Annotated in this window: 19 protein-coding genes; 18 read left to right on the plus strand and 1 reads right to left on the minus strand. The window is 63.8% G+C overall.

Features of this window, described 5'->3' with window-relative positions:
* Positions 1 to 77 precede the first annotated feature (77 nt).
* From C6W55_RS13425 to rhaS, 4 genes are all read left to right on the plus strand, one after another.
* Entirely contained in the window at positions 78 to 1,595 is a 1,518-nt protein-coding gene (locus C6W55_RS13425; RefSeq protein ID WP_286893124.1) for a sugar ABC transporter ATP-binding protein, read from the plus strand.
* 22 nt (positions 1,596 to 1,617) lie between these two features.
* Positions 1,618 to 2,667 (plus strand): ABC transporter permease, encoded by a 1,050-nt coding sequence (locus tag C6W55_RS13430; protein WP_015255794.1) that lies wholly within the window; start codon positions 1,618 to 1,620, stop codon positions 2,665 to 2,667.
* 3 nt (positions 2,668 to 2,670) lie between these two features.
* Positions 2,671 to 3,645, plus strand: coding sequence for an ABC transporter permease (locus C6W55_RS13435; protein WP_041854511.1), 975 nt, complete (start codon positions 2,671 to 2,673; stop codon positions 3,643 to 3,645).
* Between the two features lie 102 nt (positions 3,646 to 3,747).
* Positions 3,748 to 4,839, plus strand: a complete 1,092-nt coding sequence (rhaS, locus tag C6W55_RS13440; protein WP_286893125.1) for a rhamnose ABC transporter substrate-binding protein — start codon at positions 3,748 to 3,750, stop codon at positions 4,837 to 4,839.
* 47 nt (positions 4,840 to 4,886) lie between these two features.
* On the opposite strand, the gene C6W55_RS13445 is transcribed toward rhaS, so the two are convergent.
* On the minus strand, positions 4,887 to 6,167 hold the full coding sequence (locus C6W55_RS13445; protein WP_286893126.1) for a BaiN/RdsA family NAD(P)/FAD-dependent oxidoreductase: 1,281 nt from the start codon (positions 6,165 to 6,167) through the stop codon (positions 4,887 to 4,889).
* 143 nt (positions 6,168 to 6,310) lie between these two features.
* On the opposite strand from C6W55_RS13445, the gene C6W55_RS13450 reads away from it, so the two are divergent.
* The 14 genes from C6W55_RS13450 to C6W55_RS13515 all read left to right on the plus strand — a co-directional run bounded on the left by C6W55_RS13450 (position 6,311) and on the right by C6W55_RS13515 (position 17,143).
* The gene (locus tag C6W55_RS13450) at positions 6,311 to 7,165 is read left to right on the plus strand and encodes an alpha/beta hydrolase (protein WP_286893128.1); all 855 of its coding nucleotides are present in this window, start codon (positions 6,311 to 6,313) and stop codon (positions 7,163 to 7,165) included.
* A gap of 150 nt (positions 7,166 to 7,315) precedes the next feature.
* Entirely contained in the window at positions 7,316 to 8,005 is a 690-nt protein-coding gene (locus C6W55_RS13455) for a hypothetical protein (protein ID WP_286893130.1), read from the plus strand.
* A gap of 46 nt (positions 8,006 to 8,051) precedes the next feature.
* The gene (locus tag C6W55_RS13460; protein ID WP_286893132.1) at positions 8,052 to 8,204 is read left to right on the plus strand and encodes a hypothetical protein; all 153 of its coding nucleotides are present in this window, start codon (positions 8,052 to 8,054) and stop codon (positions 8,202 to 8,204) included.
* A gap of 15 nt (positions 8,205 to 8,219) precedes the next feature.
* Positions 8,220 to 8,672, plus strand: coding sequence for a DUF3905 domain-containing protein (locus tag C6W55_RS13465; RefSeq protein WP_286893133.1), 453 nt, complete (start codon positions 8,220 to 8,222; stop codon positions 8,670 to 8,672).
* Between the two features lie 103 nt (positions 8,673 to 8,775).
* Entirely contained in the window at positions 8,776 to 9,210 is a 435-nt protein-coding gene (locus C6W55_RS13470) for a BrxA/BrxB family bacilliredoxin (protein WP_286893135.1), read from the plus strand.
* A gap of 23 nt (positions 9,211 to 9,233) precedes the next feature.
* Positions 9,234 to 10,043 carry an ammonia-dependent NAD(+) synthetase gene (gene nadE, locus C6W55_RS13475; protein WP_015255785.1) on the plus strand — a complete coding sequence of 270 codons (810 nt, stop codon included), beginning with the start codon at positions 9,234 to 9,236 and terminating at the stop codon, positions 10,041 to 10,043.
* A 226-nt stretch (positions 10,044 to 10,269) separates the two neighbouring features.
* Positions 10,270 to 11,292, plus strand: coding sequence for a metal ABC transporter solute-binding protein, Zn/Mn family (locus C6W55_RS13480; protein ID WP_286893139.1), 1,023 nt, complete (start codon positions 10,270 to 10,272; stop codon positions 11,290 to 11,292).
* A gap of 6 nt (positions 11,293 to 11,298) precedes the next feature.
* Positions 11,299 to 12,036 (plus strand): metal ABC transporter ATP-binding protein, encoded by a 738-nt coding sequence (locus tag C6W55_RS13485; RefSeq protein ID WP_286893142.1) that lies wholly within the window; start codon positions 11,299 to 11,301, stop codon positions 12,034 to 12,036.
* Positions 12,033 to 12,956, plus strand: coding sequence for a metal ABC transporter permease (locus tag C6W55_RS13490; protein ID WP_286893143.1), 924 nt, complete (start codon positions 12,033 to 12,035; stop codon positions 12,954 to 12,956). Before C6W55_RS13485 ends, C6W55_RS13490 begins: the two co-directional genes overlap by 4 nt.
* The gene (locus C6W55_RS13495; RefSeq protein WP_286893145.1) at positions 12,953 to 13,840 is read left to right on the plus strand and encodes a metal ABC transporter permease; all 888 of its coding nucleotides are present in this window, start codon (positions 12,953 to 12,955) and stop codon (positions 13,838 to 13,840) included. Before C6W55_RS13490 ends, C6W55_RS13495 begins: the two co-directional genes overlap by 4 nt.
* Positions 13,841 to 13,986: 146 nt before the next feature.
* Positions 13,987 to 14,862 (plus strand): polyamine aminopropyltransferase, encoded by an 876-nt coding sequence (gene speE, locus C6W55_RS13500; RefSeq protein WP_286893148.1) that lies wholly within the window; start codon positions 13,987 to 13,989, stop codon positions 14,860 to 14,862.
* Between the two features lie 177 nt (positions 14,863 to 15,039).
* Positions 15,040 to 15,219 (plus strand): hypothetical protein, encoded by a 180-nt coding sequence (locus C6W55_RS13505; RefSeq protein ID WP_286893150.1) that lies wholly within the window; start codon positions 15,040 to 15,042, stop codon positions 15,217 to 15,219.
* 74 nt (positions 15,220 to 15,293) lie between these two features.
* Positions 15,294 to 15,686: a BlaI/MecI/CopY family transcriptional regulator gene (locus C6W55_RS13510; RefSeq protein WP_286893153.1), complete on the plus strand. Its 393-nt coding sequence runs from the start codon at positions 15,294 to 15,296 to the stop codon at positions 15,684 to 15,686.
* Positions 15,683 to 17,143, plus strand: a complete 1,461-nt coding sequence (locus C6W55_RS13515; RefSeq protein WP_286893156.1) for a M23/M56 family metallopeptidase — start codon at positions 15,683 to 15,685, stop codon at positions 17,141 to 17,143. The genes C6W55_RS13510 and C6W55_RS13515 overlap by 4 nt, the downstream gene beginning before the upstream one ends.
* The last annotated feature ends 533 nt before the right edge of the window (positions 17,144 to 17,676 follow it).

Genomic DNA, 17,676 nt, shown 5'->3' on the forward strand with positions numbered 1-17,676 from the left:
TTGTCTCCTGTCGCCTCGACCGGCCCTGCGGTATGTTGTGGGAGGAACGCGAGTACGAGCGGAAACGGGGGATCGGGATGGCGGAATTTGTGCTCGAACTTAACGGGATCACGAAAACCTTTCCCGGCGTCAAGGCGCTGGACAATGTCCATTTCCGGCTGAAGCCCGGCGAAATCCACGCGCTCATGGGCGAGAACGGAGCGGGCAAGTCGACGTTCATCAAAATCATCACCGGGGTGTACCGTCCGGACGAGGGCGACATGCTCGTGAACGGACGCAAGGTGGAGCTCAAGGGGCCGAGGCACGCGGCCGAACTCGGCATCGCGGCGATCTACCAGCATGTGACCTGCTATCCGGATTTGACGGTGACCGAGAACATCTTCATGGGCCATGAACGGGTCGAAAAAGGAACGCGAAGGCTGCTCTGGAAGGAGATGCACGAAGAGGCGCAGCGCCTGCTCGACGAGCTCGGAGCCGATTTCCATTCGCGAATGACGATGGGGGCGCTCAGTGTTGCGCAGCAACAGATTGTGGAAATCGCCAAGGCGCTGTCCGCCAACGCCAGGATCATTATCATGGACGAGCCGACGGCGGCGCTCACCGTCAGGGAATGCGAGCAGCTGTATGCCATCACGGAACGGCTCAGGGCGGGGGGCGCGTCCATTATCTTCATTTCCCACCGCTTCGAGGACATGTACCGCCTCGCCGACAACGTGACGGTGTTCCGGGACGGGAAATACATCGGGACGTGGGGCGTGCACGACATCTCCAACAAAGATTTGATCGTGGCCATGGTGGGCCGCGAGGTGACGCAGCTTTTTCCGAAGAAGGAGACGCAGATCGGGGATGAAGTGCTGCGGGTGGAAGGGCTCGGGGCGACCGGGTACTTCGCCGACATCAACTTCAGCGTCCGCAGGGGCGAAATCGTCGGGCTGACGGGATTGGTCGGATCCGGACGGAGCGAGGTGTGCCAGGCGATCTTCGGGATCGGCCCGCGGGACCGCGGCAAAATCTACGTCGAAGGCCGCGAGGCGTCGATACGCCGTCCGGCGGACGCCATGGCGCTCGGAATCGGATATTTGCCGGAAGACCGCCAGAAGCAGGGGCTGATCCTGAACTGGGAAATCGCCGGCAATATCACGCTCCCTGCCCTGCGGCGGCTGGCCCGGATGGGCTGGATCCGGAGGAAAGCGGAATGGTCCGTCGCCAAGATGCTGGCGGAAAAACTCGGCGTGAAGGCGACCGGAATATTCGACCTCGTCGGCTCCCTCTCCGGCGGCAACCAGCAGAAGGTGGTCGTGGCCAAATTGCTGACGTCGGAGCTGAAAGTATTGATCCTGGACGAGCCGACCAAAGGCGTCGACGTCGGGGCCAAATCGGCCATTTACGAAATCATCGGGGAGCTCGCGGCGCAAGGATACGGCATCCTGCTCGTTTCCTCCGAAATGCCGGAGGTGATCGGCCTCAGCGACCGGATCGTGGTCATGCGGGAAGGCCGGATTACCGCGATATTGGACCGGTCGGAAGCGACGCAGGAAACCATCCTGGAAGCGGCGATGGACGACAGCACCCGTGAAACGGGCGCATCAGCCTGATCCGGAGGAGTTGAGAAACACGATGGCGGATAAACCGATGGCGCAGCAGGCGGCGCAGGCCGTTCCGTCGGGCGGGGCGGTGCGGCGCGCTTCGCTCAGCGTCCACATCATGCGGTTCCGGGAATTGGGCCTGCTGGGCTTCGTTGTCTTGCTCGCCCTGCTTGTGCAATGGCGGAATCCGAGTTTTCTGACGCTGGAGAACATCAACGATTTGCTGCGAAATGCCGCGATCCTGAGCATTCTGGCCCTCGGCATGATGCTGGTCATCGTCACGAGGGGGATCGACTTGTCCATCGGGGCGACGCTGGCCCTGTCCGGCATGATCACCGCGCTGACGGTCAGCGCCAACCCGGGAATGCACCCGATGGCGGCGCTTCTTCTCGGAACGGCGATCGGGCTCGCATGCGGCTCGCTGCTCGGATGGTTCGTCGCGAGGCTCGGCATTCTGCCGATCATCGCGACGCTGGGCATGATGAACGTGTTCCGCGGACTGACGTTTACGATCAGCGGCGGCAAATGGGTCAGCGCCCACCAGATGCCGGATTCCTTCACCGGCATCGCCACCGGCAGCATCCTGGGCATCAATACGCTGATTTTCATCGCGATTGTGGCATACGCGGTGTTCCACTACTTCGTCAATCATACGCGAACCGGCAGGCAAATTTATGCGGTCGGCAGCAATCCGGAAGCCGCCGTCATCAGCGGCATTCCGAAGGAGCGGCTGCTGTGGCTCGTCTACGCGATCATGGGCGCGCTCTCGGGATTGTGCGGCGTGCTGTGGGTCGCCAAGTTCGCCTCCGCCCAGGGCGACACGGCCATGGGCTACGAGCTTACGGTCATCGCGGCGTGCGTGCTCGGCGGCGTCAGCATTGCCGGCGGAGTCGGGAAAGTGTCGGGCGTGCTGGTGGGATCGCTGCTCATCGGCATGCTGAACAACGCGCTGCCGCTGCTCAACGTGTCGCCTTTCTGGCAGACGGCCATCCAGGGCGGGATCATCCTGCTGGCCGTGCTTGCCAACGTATGGGTGAAGCGGAGCGTCGACCGCAACCACCTGTTAAGGAGGAGGATCTAGATGATGGAGCCGCGCGTTTTGTCGGACAGAAAAGCGTTTGACGCCAAACGGTTCTTTTTGCAATGGGAATGGATGCTCCTCCTGCTGCTTGTCGCCGTCAACGTGATGAACGCGCAGATTTCCCCGTATTACCTGGATTTCGCCAACCTGCGGGATGCGACGATGGCATTCCTCGACAAAGCGTTCATCGTGCTGCCGATGGTGCTCGTCATCATCCTGGCGGACATTGACATTTCCGTCGCCTCCACCGTCGCGCTGTCCTCCGTCGTCATGGCGGATCTGTACAACCGGGGGGTGCCGATGGAGCTGGCGATCGTCATCTGTCTGCTCACCGGAACGCTGTGCGGCCTCCTCAACGGATGGCTCATCGTGCGCTACCGGGAACTGTCGGCCGTCATCGTCACGTTGATCACGATGATTGTGTACCGGGGCATCGCCTATGTCATTCTGGAGGATCAGGCAGCAGGCCATTTTCCGGAGTGGTTCGGTTTTCTCGGATGGGGTTACGTGGCCGGCGTTCCGTTTATTCTGATCGTTTTTGTCATTTTTGCGGTGCTGTTCGGTCTGTTGCTGCACAAGACCACGTTCGGAAGGCATGTCTACGCGATCGGCAACAACCCGACGGCAAGCCGTTTTTCAGGGGTTCCCGTTGACCGGGTCCGGATGATCGTGTTCACGCTGACGGGATTCATGGCGGCTGTCACCGCGCTGTTTCTGACCTCCAGGATGGGAAGCACGAGGCCGAACATCGCCAACATGTACGAACTGGAAGTGATCGCCATGGCCGTGCTCGGCGGCATCAGCACGGCGGGCGGCAAAGGGCGCATGATCGGCGCAATTCTGGCCGTTTTCCTGATCGGGCTGCTGCGGTACGGGCTCGGCCTCATCAACGTGAATGCGCAGACGCAACTGATCATTATCGGATCGCTGCTGATTGCGGCCGTTGCCGTTTCGAACCTGCGGCGCAACAAAGCGTGACGGGCGCCCGGCGCGGATTCGCCGGCCGGGCAAGCGTGAGCGGGATACCGGGCGGCCTGCCGCTTTGGTATAGAGAATAGCAGGAAAAGGGAGGATTAAAAAATGAAAAGAAGACTCATCCTGATGCTGGTGTTCCTTCTGTCCATCTCGCTGCTGGCGGCTGCATGCGGCGGGAACAACAACTCCGGCAATACCGGCAATTCCGGCGCGTCCGGCACGGAAGGAAACTCGTCCGGACAGGCTGAAGCGAAGGACGACACGCCGAAGAAGCATGCCATCATCTTCAAAAATGCCGGGAACCCCTACGGGGAAAAGATGATCGAAGGCTTCCGGGAAGCGATGGCCGAATTGGGCCACGAGGTGATTGCGAAGGCGCCGGACCAACCGACGGCCGAAGCGCAAATCCAGATCATCGAGGAGCTGATCGCGCAGAAGGTGGATTCCATCGCCATTGCCGCCAATGACAGCGACGCGTTGGAGCCGGCGCTCAAGAAGGCGATGGATCGGGGCATCAAGGTGCTCTCGCTGGACTCCGCGGTCAACGCCAACAGCCGGCTGGTGCATGTGAACCAGGCGGATCCCGAGCGCATCGGCCGCACGCTGATTCAGGCGATCCACGAAATGATCGGCGGTGAAGGGCAAATCGCGATTCTGAGCGCGACGAGCCAGGCGACGAACCAGAACATCTGGATCGAATGGATGAAGAAGGAACTCGAAAATCCGGTATACGCCAATATCGAGCTGGTCAAGGTGGCCTATGGGGACGACCTGCGCGACAAGAGCGTGTCGGAAACCGAAGGGCTGCTCAAGTCGTATCCCGATCTGAAAGGCATCATCGCGCCGACCACGGTGGGGATCGCCGCCGCCGGAAAGGTGCTGACCGACAAAGGGTTGAAAGGCCAGGTGCAGTTGACCGGTCTGGGCCTGCCGAGCGAAATGGCGGAGTACATTGAAAGCGGCGTCTGCCAATGGATGTATCTGTGGAACCCGATCGATGTCGGCTATCTGGCAGCGTATGCGGCGGATGCCCTCGTCAAGGGGGACATCACCGGCGCCGTCGGCGAAACGTTCAAAGCCGGCCGGCTGGGCGAGAAGAGCATCGTCCGGGACGGGGAGGACGGCACCCAGATCATGCTCGGCGATCCGTTCCGATTCGACCAAAGCAACATCGCGGAATGGAAAAACGTGTATTAATCCCGCAACTCCCCGATTCCGCCCATGCGGCGGTTCGGGGAGTTTTTTCAGTTTTCGCTCCCCGGGCCGGCCGCAAGCTCCGCGGCGCTCTTGCCGGCCGAATAGCCGGTCGCGAACGCCGCCGTGATGTTGTAGCCGCCGGTGTAGCCGTGCACGTCGAGAATTTCCCCGCAGAAGAAGAGCCCCGGCATCAGCTTCGACTGCATCGTGCGCGGATCGACTTCCTTCAGCGAGACGCCGCCGCCGGTGATGAACGCCTGCTCGAGCGGGAGCGTGCCGTTCACCAGGATCGGCATCGCCTTGATCAGCCGGGCGAGCGACCGCAGCGCCTGGCGGGAGATGTTCGCGCACGCGATGTCGGCGGCGATGCCGGCCAGCCGGAGCATCAGCAGCAGGAGCCGCTCCGGCATGAGCGGGCGCAGCGCGTTCTTGACCGCCCGCTTCGGTTCGGCGGCGGCGAGCGCGTTGAGTTCGCCGTACACGTCCTCCTCCGTCTGCTCCGGTTTCAGGTCGAGCGTCAGTTTGACGGGGGCGCCGCCGTTCTTCTTCCGTTCCTTCACGACGAACTGGCTGCAGCGGAGCGCGATCGGACCGGACAGCCCGAAATGGGTGAAAATCATGTCGCCTTCATGCCGGACGATCGTCCGTCCCCGCGCATCCCATACGGACAGGGCGACGCCGCGCAGCGAGACGCCTTGCAGCTCGCGGCTTGCAATCCACGGTTCATCCGATGTGAGCGGCACTTCGGTCGGATATAGTTCGGTGATCGTGTGGCCGGCTTTCTCCGCCCAGGGGTAACCGTCGCCGGTCGAGCCGGTATGGGGGACCGACTTGCCGCCCGTGGCGACGATGACGGAGCGGGCTCGCAGCACGTTGCCGTCCTTGAGCCTGACGCCGACCGCCGCGCCGTCTTCATAGAGCACGTCGGCGACCGGCTTGTTCGTCCTGAGATCCACGCCGAGATCCCGCGCCCGGCCGATGAGCGCCCGGACGACCGTCTGCGCGCTGTCCGTCACGGGGAACATCCGGCCGTCGTTCTCTTCTTTCAGCCGGATGCCGAGCTTCTCGAAAAAGGCGATGATGTCCCGGTTCGAGAACACCGAAAAAGCGCTGTACAGGAACCGCCCGCCTCCCGGAATGTGGCGGATCAGTTCGTCCAGCGGTTTCGCGTTGGTGACGTTGCAGCGTCCGCCGCCCGAAATGGCCAGCTTGCGTCCGAGTTTGTCCCCCTTGTCGAGCAGCACCACCCGGGCGCCCCGTTCCGCCGCAGCGATCGAGGCCATGAGGCCGGACGGCCCGCCGCCGATGACCAGTACATCCGCATCCATGTTTGTCTCGCCTCCTTCAGGGTTCCGGCCGGGCTTGCCAGCAGCACGGACTGAAAGCGATAATGATAATAGAGGAAATTCGTCCCGATTGCAAAAAGGATTTCCGCCGCCGTCCCATTTTCTCGAACTGGAGGTTATTTGGAATGGACATCGTGACGGAGACGCTCACGCTGCCGACGGAAGACGGCGTTCGCCTTCATGTGCGCGCCTGGATGCCGTCCGATGCTGCGCGCGGCGTCGTCTGCATCGTGCACGGCATGGGCGAGCACGGCGGCCGATACGCCGATGTGGCGTCGGAGATGGTCCGCGCCGGGCTGGCGGTCTACGCCGTCGATCAGCGCGGCCACGGGCTGACCCCCGGCAAACGGGGCCATGCGCCGTCCGCCGAACGGCTCGCGCTGGACGCCGCCCGCTTCGTCGGCATGGCCGGAGCCCGGCACCCGGGGCTGCCGCTTTTCCTGTACGGCCACAGCATGGGCGGCAATGTGGCGCTCAGCTGCGCTATCCGATGCCGGCCTCCGATCACCGGGCTTATTCTGACCAGTCCGTGGCTGAGGCTTGCTTTCGACCCGTCGCCGGGCAAGCTGCGAATCGGCCGCGTCGCCGCCGCGGTCTGGCCGAGGCTCACGATGTCCACCAGCCTGGGACGATCGCTGTACCGCAACAATCCCTTGCAGAGCGAATTGGACAGCCGGGATCCGCTTCTGCACAATCGGATCTCGGCGGCGATGTTTTTCGCCATGAGGAGCGAGGGGGAGCGTTCACTGCGGGAAGCGCGGCGGCAGCTGCGGGTGCCGGTGCTGTTGCTGCACGGCACGGAAGATACTGTAACATCGTTTGCCGCCAGCAGGGAATTGGCGGAGTCGCTGCGCGGGCTGTGCGAGTTCGTCGCCTGGGAAGGCGGTTGGCATGAGCTGCATAACGATGTGGACCGCAAGGAAGTGCTGGATCGGATCATCGGTTGGATCAATGGCCGGATCCAGGCGTGCAGCGAGTGAAAACGGCGTGGGCGGAATGATGTAACGTGGATAGCACGCTGCAGCGAGTTGAGACGGGCTCGCGGGGATGCTGCAGCGTGGATACCGCGTTACAGGGCATTCCCGGCCGGCACCAAATAATGTTTTGAATACGGGAGAGGGAGAACGCCTTTGCCGGAAGTCATTGAAATCGGCGGTCTTGCGCTGAACGGCATGCTGCTGACCGCGCTGATCGCGGCGCTCGCCGGATACGGGGCGCTGCGGCTGTGGACGGCGCGGGCGCGCGCAAGCCGGTCCGGTCCCTGGGGCGACCTGACGGCCGGCGCAGCGGTGATCGCCATTATCATCTGGAAATTCGGCGTGCTGTTCCGCGAACCTTCGCTGCTGTGGGAACAGCCGCGCCTTCTGCTCGTCATCATCGGTTCGGGAACGGAGGCGGCCGCGGGATTGGCTGCCGCCGGCGTGTATTGGATCTGGCAGGCGCGCCGGAAAGGTGTCGGTTTCCTGCCGGCGCTTGATGCGATGGCGGTGACGGCGGCCGGCGGGCTGCTCGTCTGGAATCTGCTGTCGGCATTCGAGTACCGGTGGGGATATGCCGCCGTATGTGCGGCGCTGCTCGCGATCTTGATCGGCAGGCCGGCGCCGGCCGCGGGACAGGCAGCGGGAGAGACGCCCGGCAGCGCGGCCGTGCTGGCCGGCTATGTGCTCGGCGCAGGCTGCCTGACCGTCAGCCTGTTCGCCGTTCCGCCGCCGTGGGTGCGGCCGCCCATGCTGGCCGGGCTGACGAGCACGCAGCTGCTCTTCAGCGCCGCCGGCCTCGCGGCGGCGGTGCTGGACGCATACAAGGACAGAACAGGATAACGTCGGCCGGCGGGGGCATACTAGCCTCGGAAGGAGGCTCTCGCATATGGCCGAACAACAAGACCGGCGCGAGCGCAAGAACGAGACGTACGAAGGGCCGAGCGCCGGCGGCCGGAGAAAGCAGACCCGGGCGGCGGCGGACCCGGCCGGCGCGGGCTACGACAAGAAAAACGACGGGCCGAACCGGCCTTCCGTCTGAAGCGGGGTGAGCGCCATGGATCGGAAACCGGATGAGCGGCCCGAGCGCGAATCCCGGCCGCATAAGCCCGCCGCCAAGAAGGTGGACCTGAACGGGACGGGCGATCCGGAGCTCGATCCGTTCGAGATCGAATTCCTGCCCGAGTTCCGGGAAGGGCGCGGACCGCGCGGGCCGTTCGTGAACGAGTACGGCGTCGTCATCGGTGACCATGACTACGCTTCGCCGAACTCGCCGCTCGAGAACTGGTCGACCGACACGGATCCGTCCGTCATGAGCGGCGATCAATGGGTGCATCCGTTCAAGGACATCGGCTTCCGCACGGCGGAGAACCGGCGGCTGTTCGAGGAAGGGATCCCGCCGCAAAGCGGCATTTTCATGCATCCCGACAAGGATGTGGCGTACAAGGCGCATCGGACGGACTCCCCGCACGAAGGGTCGGCGGATGAAGAAACGGGGCAATCGGACTGACAGGCGGTCCCAACCGGACCGACGAACGGTCCGGTTGCTTTTCTTTTGCAGCCGGTCGGGGGTATAATAGTTTCCAAATCCCGCTGGAGGAGTGAGCGTAATCATGTCGATGTCGTTTGAACGATATATGCTGGACATGATCCAGCCGATGCGCGACGAATTGACCAGCATCGGTTTCAAGGAACTTCGGACGCCGGAGGAAGTGGAGGATCATCTGCCGAACGCGAAGGGGACGACACTGGTCTTCGTGAACTCGGTGTGCGGATGCGCGGCAGGCATGGCCCGCCCGGCAGCAAGGCTGGCGTTGCAGCACGAGGTGAAGCCGGACAACCTGTTCACCGTGTTCGCCGGCCAGGACAAGGAAGCGACGGCGAAAGCCCGCGAATATTTCGCGCCGTATCCGCCGTCCTCGCCGTCGATTGCGCTGATGAAAGACGGCGAACTCGTCCATTTCATCGAGCGTCACCAGATCGAGAACCGTTCGGCCGAGGAGATCGCGGCGGACCTCATCGCGGCGTTCGACCAATACTGCCGCTGACGGCGCGTCGGAGGCGAACGGGATTGAGCATGCAGCAGGAGATCATTGCCAAGCTCGGCGTGAAGCCCCAGATCGACGTCGAACAGGAGATCCGCAGACGCGTTGATTTCCTGAAGCAGTATGTGAAGGATGCCGGCGCGACCGGCCTGCTGATCGCGATCAGCGGCGGCGTCGACAGCGCGACGGCGGCCGCCCTGTGCAAGCGGGCGACGGACGAGCTGACGGCGGAGACGGGCCGGGAGTACATGACGCTCGGCGTGTTCCAGCCCTACCACAAGCAGGAGGACATCGAGGACAGCTACGCGGTGGCGAAGGCGCTCGGCCTGAAGTACACGGTCGAGACGCAGATCGGCGACGCGGTGGACGAGATCGCGCTGGAGGTCGAGCATGCGTTCAAGGCGATCGGCCGGCCGCGGCATCTGAGCAAGGAAGCGAAAGGGAACGCGAAAGCGCGGACGCGCATGGTCGTCCAGTACGCGCTGGCGTTCGACCTGAACCTGCTCGTCGTCGGCACAGACCACGCGTCCGAAGCGATCACCGGCTTCTACACGAAATGGGGCGACGGCGCGGTCGATCTGACGCCGCTCAGCACGCTGAACAAGCGCCAGGTGCGGCAGCTCGCCCGGGCGCTCGGCGTCCCCGACCGGGTCGTGGACAAGGCGCCGACCGCCGGGCTCTGGGAAGGGCAGACCGACGAAGGCGAGCTCGGCATTTCGTACGAAGACAACAGCGACTATCTCGAAGGCAAGGCGATCGACCCGAAGGCCGCGGCGGAGCTCGAGCGGCGGTATCGGGCTACCGAGCACAAGCGCCGGCCGATTCCCGGCATCTGAAGATACCAATCGATCAACGGTCCCTCATCGGAGGGGCCGTTTTTCTATCTGTTCCGCAAAACGGATGCGCCCGCTTAAATCGGCGGGCCAGCCGTTTTTCTATACTTGACAATTTGGTGTCCAGCCATTATTTTTTAGTTAACATAAAAGTTTGCCCAAGGCAAAAATATTTGTCCAAACACACTTTAGTTGCTCATGTACATAAAATGGAGGGGTGGACGAAGCCATGTTCAAGCAGAGAATAAGCAAATCCAAGGGCCGGGCGTTCGCGCTTCTGGCGGCCATGCTGCTGCTTGCGGCATGCGGATCGGGAGCGGGCGGCGGCGCAAACGGAGCGGACGGCGGCATGGGATCGGAAGGCGCGGCGGGAGGATCCGGTTCTGGCGGCGCAGACGGAAACGGTCCGGACGGCGCCATCCGCGTCGTGACGACGATCGCCCAGATCGCCGAGCCGATCTCGGTCATCGGCGGCGGCAGGGTTCAGGTGACGAGCCTGATGGGACCGGGCGTCGATCCGCATCTGTACCAGGCGTCGCAGAGCGACATCCGGAAGCTGGGGAGCGCGGACATCATTTTCTGCAACGGGCTGCACCTCGAGGCGAACATGCTGCGCGCGTTCGAGGAGATCGGCAAGACCCGGCCGGTGCTGGCCGTCGGCGAAGCCATTGCGGAGGACCGGCTGCTCACCGACGAAACCGGGGCGGTCGATCCCCACGTCTGGTTCGACATCGATCTGTGGAAGGAAGCGCTCGGGGCGGCGGTGGAGGAGCTCAAGAAGCTGTCTCCGGACGACGCGGAATTTTTCGAGGCGAACAAGCGGGACTATTTTGCGAAGATGGATGAGCTGAAGGAAGAGGCGGTGCGGAAAATGGCGTCCGTGCCGGAAGAGCGGCGGGTGCTGGTGACGGCGCATGACGCGTTTGGTTACTTCGGGCGGATGCTGGGCATGGAAGTGGTCGGTCTGCAGGGGCTGAGCACGGAGGACGAGATCGGGCTGAGCGACATCGAGCGCACGATCGGCCTGCTCGTCGAGCGCCGGGTGCCGGCGGTGTTCGTCGAGAGCAGCATCAACCCGAAATCGATCGAGGCCGTCATCGAAGGCGCGAAGGAGCGGGGGCTGAACGTCCGGCTGGGCGGCGAGCTGTTCTCCGACGCGATGGGCGGAGCCGGCACGGGGGAAGGCACGTATCTCGGCATGTTCCGGCACAATGTGGACACGATCTACGAGGCGCTGTCCGGGGAGGAGTGATCGGGGATGGAACCGGTGCTGCAAGTGAGAGGGCTCCATGCCGCTTACCGCAGAAACAAAGTGCTGGATGACGTGACGTTCGAGGTTAAGCCCGGCACGCTGACGGCGATCATCGGACCGAACGGCGCCGGCAAATCGACGCTGCTGAAGACGATGCTGGATCTGCATCCCCGGCTCGGCGGGGAGGTTCGTTTCTTCGGCACGACGTACCGGAAAGCGAAGCTCAAGGTCGGGTATGTGCCGCAGCGGGGATCGGTGGACTGGGACTTCCCGACCGACGCGCTCGACGTCGTGCTGATGGGGCTGTACGGGCGGATCGGCTGGCTCAGGCGGCCGGGGCGCCAGCACCGGGAGCTGGCGTTCGAGGCGCTGGCGAAGATGGGCATGGAGGGTTTCGCGAAACGGCAGATCAGCGAGCTGTCCGGCGGCCAGCAGCAGCGGGTGTTTCTCGCCCGCGCGCTCGTGCAGGACGCCGACCTGTATCTGCTCGACGAACCGCTGGCCGGCGTGGACGCCGCGACGGAACGGGCGATCATGGAGATGCTGAGAACGCTGCGCGCCGCCGGCAAGACAGTGATGGTCGTCCACCACGATCTGCAGACGGTGGAAGACGATTTCGACCACGTGCTGATGTTGAATCGGACCGTCATCGCCCACGGCCCGACCACGGAGATCTTCACGCAGGACACGATCGCCCGCACGTACGGCGGCTGGCTGAGGCGGAAGGAGCGGGTGACGGGATGATGGGACTATCGCACAACGCGCTGTGGGTGCTCGCCAGCATGCTGATGCTCGGCACGGCCGCCGGCCTGGCCGGCTGCTTCGCCTACTGGAAGCGGCAGAGCCTGATGAGCGATGCGCTCGCGCACGCGGCGCTGCCGGGCGTCGTCATCGGCTTCGCGATTCTCGGGTTCAAGAGCCTGCCCGTCATGCTGCTCGGCGCGGCGGCGAGCGCGCTGCTCGGCGCATGGGCGGTCACGGCGATCCGGGCGCACAGCCGGGTCAAGGAAGACACCGCGATGGGCATCATCCTGTCCGTTTTCTTCGGACTCGGCATCATGCTGCTCACGATGGTGAACCGGATGCCGGGCGGCGGACAGAGCGGACTGGACGGGTTCATTTTCGGGCAGGCGGCGGCGATGGTGCGGCAGGATATGCGGACGATGACGGCGGTCGCGGCCGTCGTGCTGCTCGCCGTGCTGATCTCGTTCAAGGAGTGGAAGCTGTATCTGTTCGATCCGGCGTTCGCCCGCGGAATCGGGCTGTCCGGCCGGCTGATGGAAGCGGCGTACCTGACGCTGCTCGTCGTCATCATCGTCATCGGCATCCAGGCGGTCGGCGTCATCCTGATGGCCGCGCTTCTCATTATCCCGGCCGTCAGCGCGCGCTATTGGACGAACGCGTTCGGGACGATGCTCGCGCTGTCGGCGCTATTCGGCGGCGGCGCGGGGGTGGCCGGAACCTGGGTCAGCACGCTCGGCGCCGGCTGGCCGACCGGTCCGTTCATCGTGATCGCGGCGGCGGGGACTTTTCTCCTGTCGCTTGTCTTCGGCACGCGAAAAGGGCTGCTCGTGAAGGCGATGCAGCGGCGTGAACAGATGCGGCACCTGGAGCTGCGGGCCGTCCGGCGAGACCCGCTGGCGGAGAGGGAGGCGCTGCCATGAGCTACGACGGATGGATTCTGCTTACCGCGTCGCTCGTCGGTCTCACCTGCGGCCTGGTCGGCGCACTGCTCATCCTGCGGCGCATGGCGATGATGGCGGATGCGATCAGCCACTCCGTGCTGCTCGGCATCGTCATCGCGTATCTCATGACGCGGGAGCTGACCGGCGCGCACATGCTGATCGGCGCGGCGGCGGCCGGCCTGCTCACGGCGGTGCTCGTGCAGTGGCTGCATGCGCGCGGCGTGCAGCAGGAAGCGTCGATCGGCATCGTGTTCACGACGCTGTTCGCCGTCGGCGTCGTGCTGATCGCGACGCAGGTCGGCAACGCGCACCTCGACGTGCAGCACGCGCTGATGGGCGAGATCACGTTCATTCCTTGGGAGACGACGCACGTCCCTTGGCTCGGCGAGATTCCCGAGGCGGTGCTGACCCTGCTCATCGTGCTGCTCGTCGTGGGCGGGCTGATCGCCGCGTTCTACAAGGAGTGGAAAATCACCTCGTTCGACCCGACGCTGGCGGCAGCGCTCGGCATACCGGTGGCGTTCATGCACTATCTGTTCATGACGATGATTTCCGTGACGGCGGTTGCCGCCTTCGACGCGGTCGGCGCGATCATAGTGATCGCGATGCTGATCACGCCCGCCGCGGCCGCTTACCTGTGGACGGACCGGCTGTCCGTCATGCTGCTGCTCGGCGGCCTGTTCGGCGTGCTGGCCGCCTTCGTCGGATACGCCGCCGCCTGGCTGCTGGATACGTCGATCTCGGGATCGATGGCCTTCGCGACGGGCGTGCTGTTCCTGTTCAGTTTCCTGTTCTCGCCGCGGCACGGACTGGCCGCGAGACGACTGCGCGCGCGGTCGGCGGCCGGCGGTTCGAACAACTGAAACCTCTCCGGAAATCCCGCTCGCATTTGTCCCCTTCCGCAGGCCGTCTCCGCGGGTTCGTCCCGCAATATGGCCGAAATGGGGGGCACGGGCGCGAATTTCATGTATAATGGATTCGAATACGGGATTTCATCGGGAGGTTGACATTGGACAAACGGCATCTTTATCTTCAACGTTCGAAAGACAAGTTGTGGCTTACCGAAGACGAGCAGGACAATCTGAAGATCAGCTACCGGATCCGGGATGTGTTGTTCGAGGAGCAGAGCCCGTTCCAGCATGTCATGGTGCTCGATTCGTACGATTTCGGGCCGATGCTGGTGCTGGACGGCGTCGTGCAGACGACGTCGGCCGACGGCTACATCTACAATGAAATGCTCGCGCACATGCCGCTGTCGGTGCATCCTGCTCCGCGCCGCGTGCTCATCATCGGAGGCGGCGACTGCGGTGTCGCGCGTGAAGCGTCCAAGTACGACACCGTCGAGACGATCGATCTCGTGGAGATCGACGAGGCCGTCGTTCGGGCTTGCAGACGGTTCATGCCGGACGTGTCCGGCGGAGAGAACCCGGATCCGCGCATCCGTCACCACTACACGGACGGCGTCGAATTCGTCAAGAGCAGGCGGGGCGAATATGATGTCATCATCGTCGATTCATCCGATCCGGTCGGACCTGCCGAGCAGTTGTTCAGCACCGAATTCTATCAGAATTTGCACAACGCGCTGAACGAAGGCGGTCTGATGGTATGCCAGAGCCAGTCACCGATCTTCCATCAGGACGTCATGATGCGCTCCTGGGAGCGGATCGGCAGGCTCTTCACCGACACCCGAATGTTCACGGCCGTCGTTCCGACGTATCCGGGCGGGCTGTGGAGCTTCACCATCGGCTCCAAGCGGCCGCTTCCGGCGCCGGAAGATATCCGTTTCGATAAAGAAGCGCGCTATGTGAACGAGAACGTGCTGCGGGCTTCGTTCGCGCTGCCCGCTTTTTTGGAGAAGCTGATCGCGGAACGTTCCGCGAAATGAATCGTTGAACGGAAGAAGCCTTGTCTGCGGGAGGCAGCCTGCGGACAGGGCTTTTCTGTTGATGGCCTCAGCCGGGCGGTCCGTCCGCCGTGGTGTATAATGGAAGCGCATGGATGGGCGGATTTTCCGGCTGTGGAGGAGGAGCGAGGGGGATAGCTTCGGGAGACGGCCCGCCGCTTGCGTGAAGCGGGTCCGGAGCCGCGCGAGCCGGCGGAAATCCGGCACCGCGACCCCGCGGCGGCGGAACTCCTGGAGCGCTGTCTTGCCGCGCCCAGCGATCCGGAGCCGCTTGAGGCGTTCTGCGCCCATGTCCTTAAGCCCGTCGGCGGGTGGCTGCGGGAATCGTGGTCATCGTGAAGGACAGGCTGTCATTTTAGAGATTGACAGCATTAACACTTGTAATTGTTTGCGGACAGATGGGAGTGATGCGGATGGGCGGAATTCCGAGAATATCCGACGCGGAATGGGAAGTGATGCAGGTGCTGTGGGCCGGCCCGCCGCCGATGACGGCGCAGGACGTGATCGAGCGGCTTGCTCCCGCCAGGGCGTGGAGTCCGCGCACGGTGAAGACGCTGCTCAACCGGCTGCTGAAGAAGGGCGCCGTCCGCCACGAAGCCAGGGGCAAAATGTACGTCTATTTCCCGGCGGTGAGCGAAGAAGCATGCGTTCGCGAGGAGCGGCGGCACTTCCTGCACCGGATCTACGGCGGCGCGCTGACTCCGATGATCGCCCATTTACTGAAGGATGAGCGGCTCACGCGCGAAGAGATCGAACAATTGAAGCGCATTCTCGACGAGAAAGCCCGGGAAGCGGAGAAGCCATGACGATGCTTGCGGCATTGGAGCAGCTGTTCCGGTCTGTCCTGTACCTTTCGCCTGCGGCCGCGGTCGTCATCGCGCTGATGCTGGTGATCCGGGCCGCTCTGGGAAACCGGCGCGATCCCCGGCTCTTTCATCTCCTGTGGGTCGGGGTAGCGCTGCGTCTGCTCATCCCGTGGCTGCCGCCGCTTGCGGCCGGCTGGTGGAGCGTGCCGTCCGCGCTCATGCCCGTTCTGCAGGGTTCCGGAGCCCGGCCCGAGGGACCGGCATCCGTCCATGGGCCGTCTCCTGCATTGCCCGGAGAAGCGGGCCATGCCGCGGAAGTCTCGCCATCCCTCGAGTGGCCTGCGGTGTCCGTCGGCTGGCCGGCGGCAGCCGGCGTCGTCTGGATGGCCGGGGCCGTTGCCGTCATCGCATTCTCCGCGGCAGCGCATGGGCGGTTTCGCGCGGCGCTGCGGAGAGAGGCGCCGCCGGCGGACGGGGCCGGGCGCGGGCTCGGGGACTTGCTGGAGGAGTGCCGGGCGGCGCTGGGGATCCGCGCGCCGGTCGCCCTGGTCATCACGTCGCTCGTGTCGTCCCCCGCGGCCCTCGGCCTTAGGAAACCGGCCATTCTGATTCCGCAGGAACTCGTCGGGCGTCTCGGGCGCGAAGAGTGGATGTGCGTTTTCACCCATGAACTGATTCATGTGCGCAGGAGAGACGCGCTATGGAACCTGCTGATGACGGCGTTCGTCGCCGCGCACTGGTTCAACCCGCTCGCCTGGATGGCGCTGCGGGCGATGCGGGAAGATCAGGAACTGGCATGCGACGCTGCGGCGGCGCGCCATGTCAATCCGATCCAATACGGCCGGGTCCTGACCCGGGTGGCGGAATTTCAGGCGGTTTCCGGACGCGGCGCCGCCATCCCGTTTCGGTCCGGCAGATCAAATCTGACGCGGAGGAGGATGGAAATGCTTTTTTCGAGCAAAAAAACCGTACTCACCCTGTTTGCCGCGATCTGCGTCGCGTCGGTGTCGGCGGTGATCGCGGCCGCCCCGGATACGCGGACCGGCCCGGCGGATTCCGATCCGAAACATGCGTTCATCGCACCGGCATACGGCACGATCTTCAGCGGCTACGGCGATGCGAAGAAGCATAACGTGCACGCCGTTTCGATTGCGGCCGAAGAGGGGACGCCCGTCTACGCGGCCGCCGACGGCGTCGTGACATTCGCCGGATATGACATCGATGACGGCAAACATATCGTCATCGCGCACGACGGCGATTACGAGTCGGTGTACAACCACCTGCGGGATATTCTGGTGAAGGAAGGCGAGCGGGTGAGCCGGGGACAGCAGATCGGCACGGTCGGCTCCACCGGCCGCAGCACCGGCCCGCAGCTGGCGTTTGAGCTGCTGCGCGGCGGAGAGTTCGTCGATCCGGAGAGCGTGATCACATTTGACATGCCGCGCCGGGAACCGTAAGGAAGGCGTCGTGAATCCGCAGAATAAAGCGGCACAAATGGATGCGGCCGTCCGATTCGAATCGGAGCGGCCGCATTGCTGTACGCCCGGCATGGGCGTCATCTCTACGGTGAAAGTCCGGAATGGGGGCTGGCGAGCGCCTACCATTAGCCGAGGGCAAGGGTGTCGGTCGCGAGGCCGAATCTGAAGGAAGCCTAAGGCAAACGCACGGGCCAAGGTACACGAACTGGATTCGAGGCAGGGTTAGTCGGATGAGTTGCCAGCACACAACGAAATCCAAAGCCGCCAAGGGCTAATCCTGTAAACTCCAGTGGTCGCGGGCGGAAAGATGACGCTCTTATCTGGGGAGGCCTGCAGGATACGCCAACTGCGTTGGTAACCGCAACCGGGAGGTTGCGCTGAACCTGCAGGAGTCAGCAGAGGCCATAGTGCGTGCGTGGCAGCACGATCATCAGGCGGGTTCAAGTCCCGCTGAGCCTCGGACTAGGGGGCTCATATCCAAACCCGGGGGTAATGCCTCGGGGGCCGGCAAA

It is taken from the genome of Thermobacillus sp. (assembly GCF_003390775.1).
Taxonomy (GTDB): domain Bacteria; phylum Bacillota; class Bacilli; order Paenibacillales; family Paenibacillaceae; genus Thermobacillus; species Thermobacillus xylanilyticus.

Coding starts and splice junctions, on each gene's coding strand:
- C6W55_RS13515 (WP_286893156.1), top strand. CDS start 15,683: ATGACGATGCTTGCGGCATTGGAGCAGCTGTTCCGGTCTGTCCTGTAC.
- C6W55_RS13495 (WP_286893145.1), top strand. CDS start 12,953: ATGAGCTACGACGGATGGATTCTGCTTACCGCGTCGCTCGTCGGTCTC.
- C6W55_RS13485 (WP_286893142.1), top strand. CDS start 11,299: ATGGAACCGGTGCTGCAAGTGAGAGGGCTCCATGCCGCTTACCGCAGA.
- C6W55_RS13430 (WP_015255794.1), top strand. CDS start 1,618: ATGGCGGATAAACCGATGGCGCAGCAGGCGGCGCAGGCCGTTCCGTCG.
- C6W55_RS13450 (WP_286893128.1), top strand. CDS start 6,311: ATGGACATCGTGACGGAGACGCTCACGCTGCCGACGGAAGACGGCGTT.
- C6W55_RS13490 (WP_286893143.1), top strand. CDS start 12,033: ATGATGGGACTATCGCACAACGCGCTGTGGGTGCTCGCCAGCATGCTG.
- C6W55_RS13460 (WP_286893132.1), top strand. CDS start 8,052: ATGGCCGAACAACAAGACCGGCGCGAGCGCAAGAACGAGACGTACGAA.
- C6W55_RS13445 (WP_286893126.1), bottom strand. CDS start 6,167: ATGGATGCGGATGTACTGGTCATCGGCGGCGGGCCGTCCGGCCTCATG.
- C6W55_RS13465 (WP_286893133.1), top strand. CDS start 8,220: ATGGATCGGAAACCGGATGAGCGGCCCGAGCGCGAATCCCGGCCGCAT.
- C6W55_RS13470 (WP_286893135.1), top strand. CDS start 8,776: ATGTCGATGTCGTTTGAACGATATATGCTGGACATGATCCAGCCGATG.
- rhaS (WP_286893125.1), top strand. CDS start 3,748: ATGAAAAGAAGACTCATCCTGATGCTGGTGTTCCTTCTGTCCATCTCG.
- C6W55_RS13510 (WP_286893153.1), top strand. CDS start 15,294: ATGGGCGGAATTCCGAGAATATCCGACGCGGAATGGGAAGTGATGCAG.
- C6W55_RS13425 (WP_286893124.1), top strand. CDS start 78: ATGGCGGAATTTGTGCTCGAACTTAACGGGATCACGAAAACCTTTCCC.
- C6W55_RS13435 (WP_041854511.1), top strand. CDS start 2,671: ATGGAGCCGCGCGTTTTGTCGGACAGAAAAGCGTTTGACGCCAAACGG.
- C6W55_RS13480 (WP_286893139.1), top strand. CDS start 10,270: ATGTTCAAGCAGAGAATAAGCAAATCCAAGGGCCGGGCGTTCGCGCTT.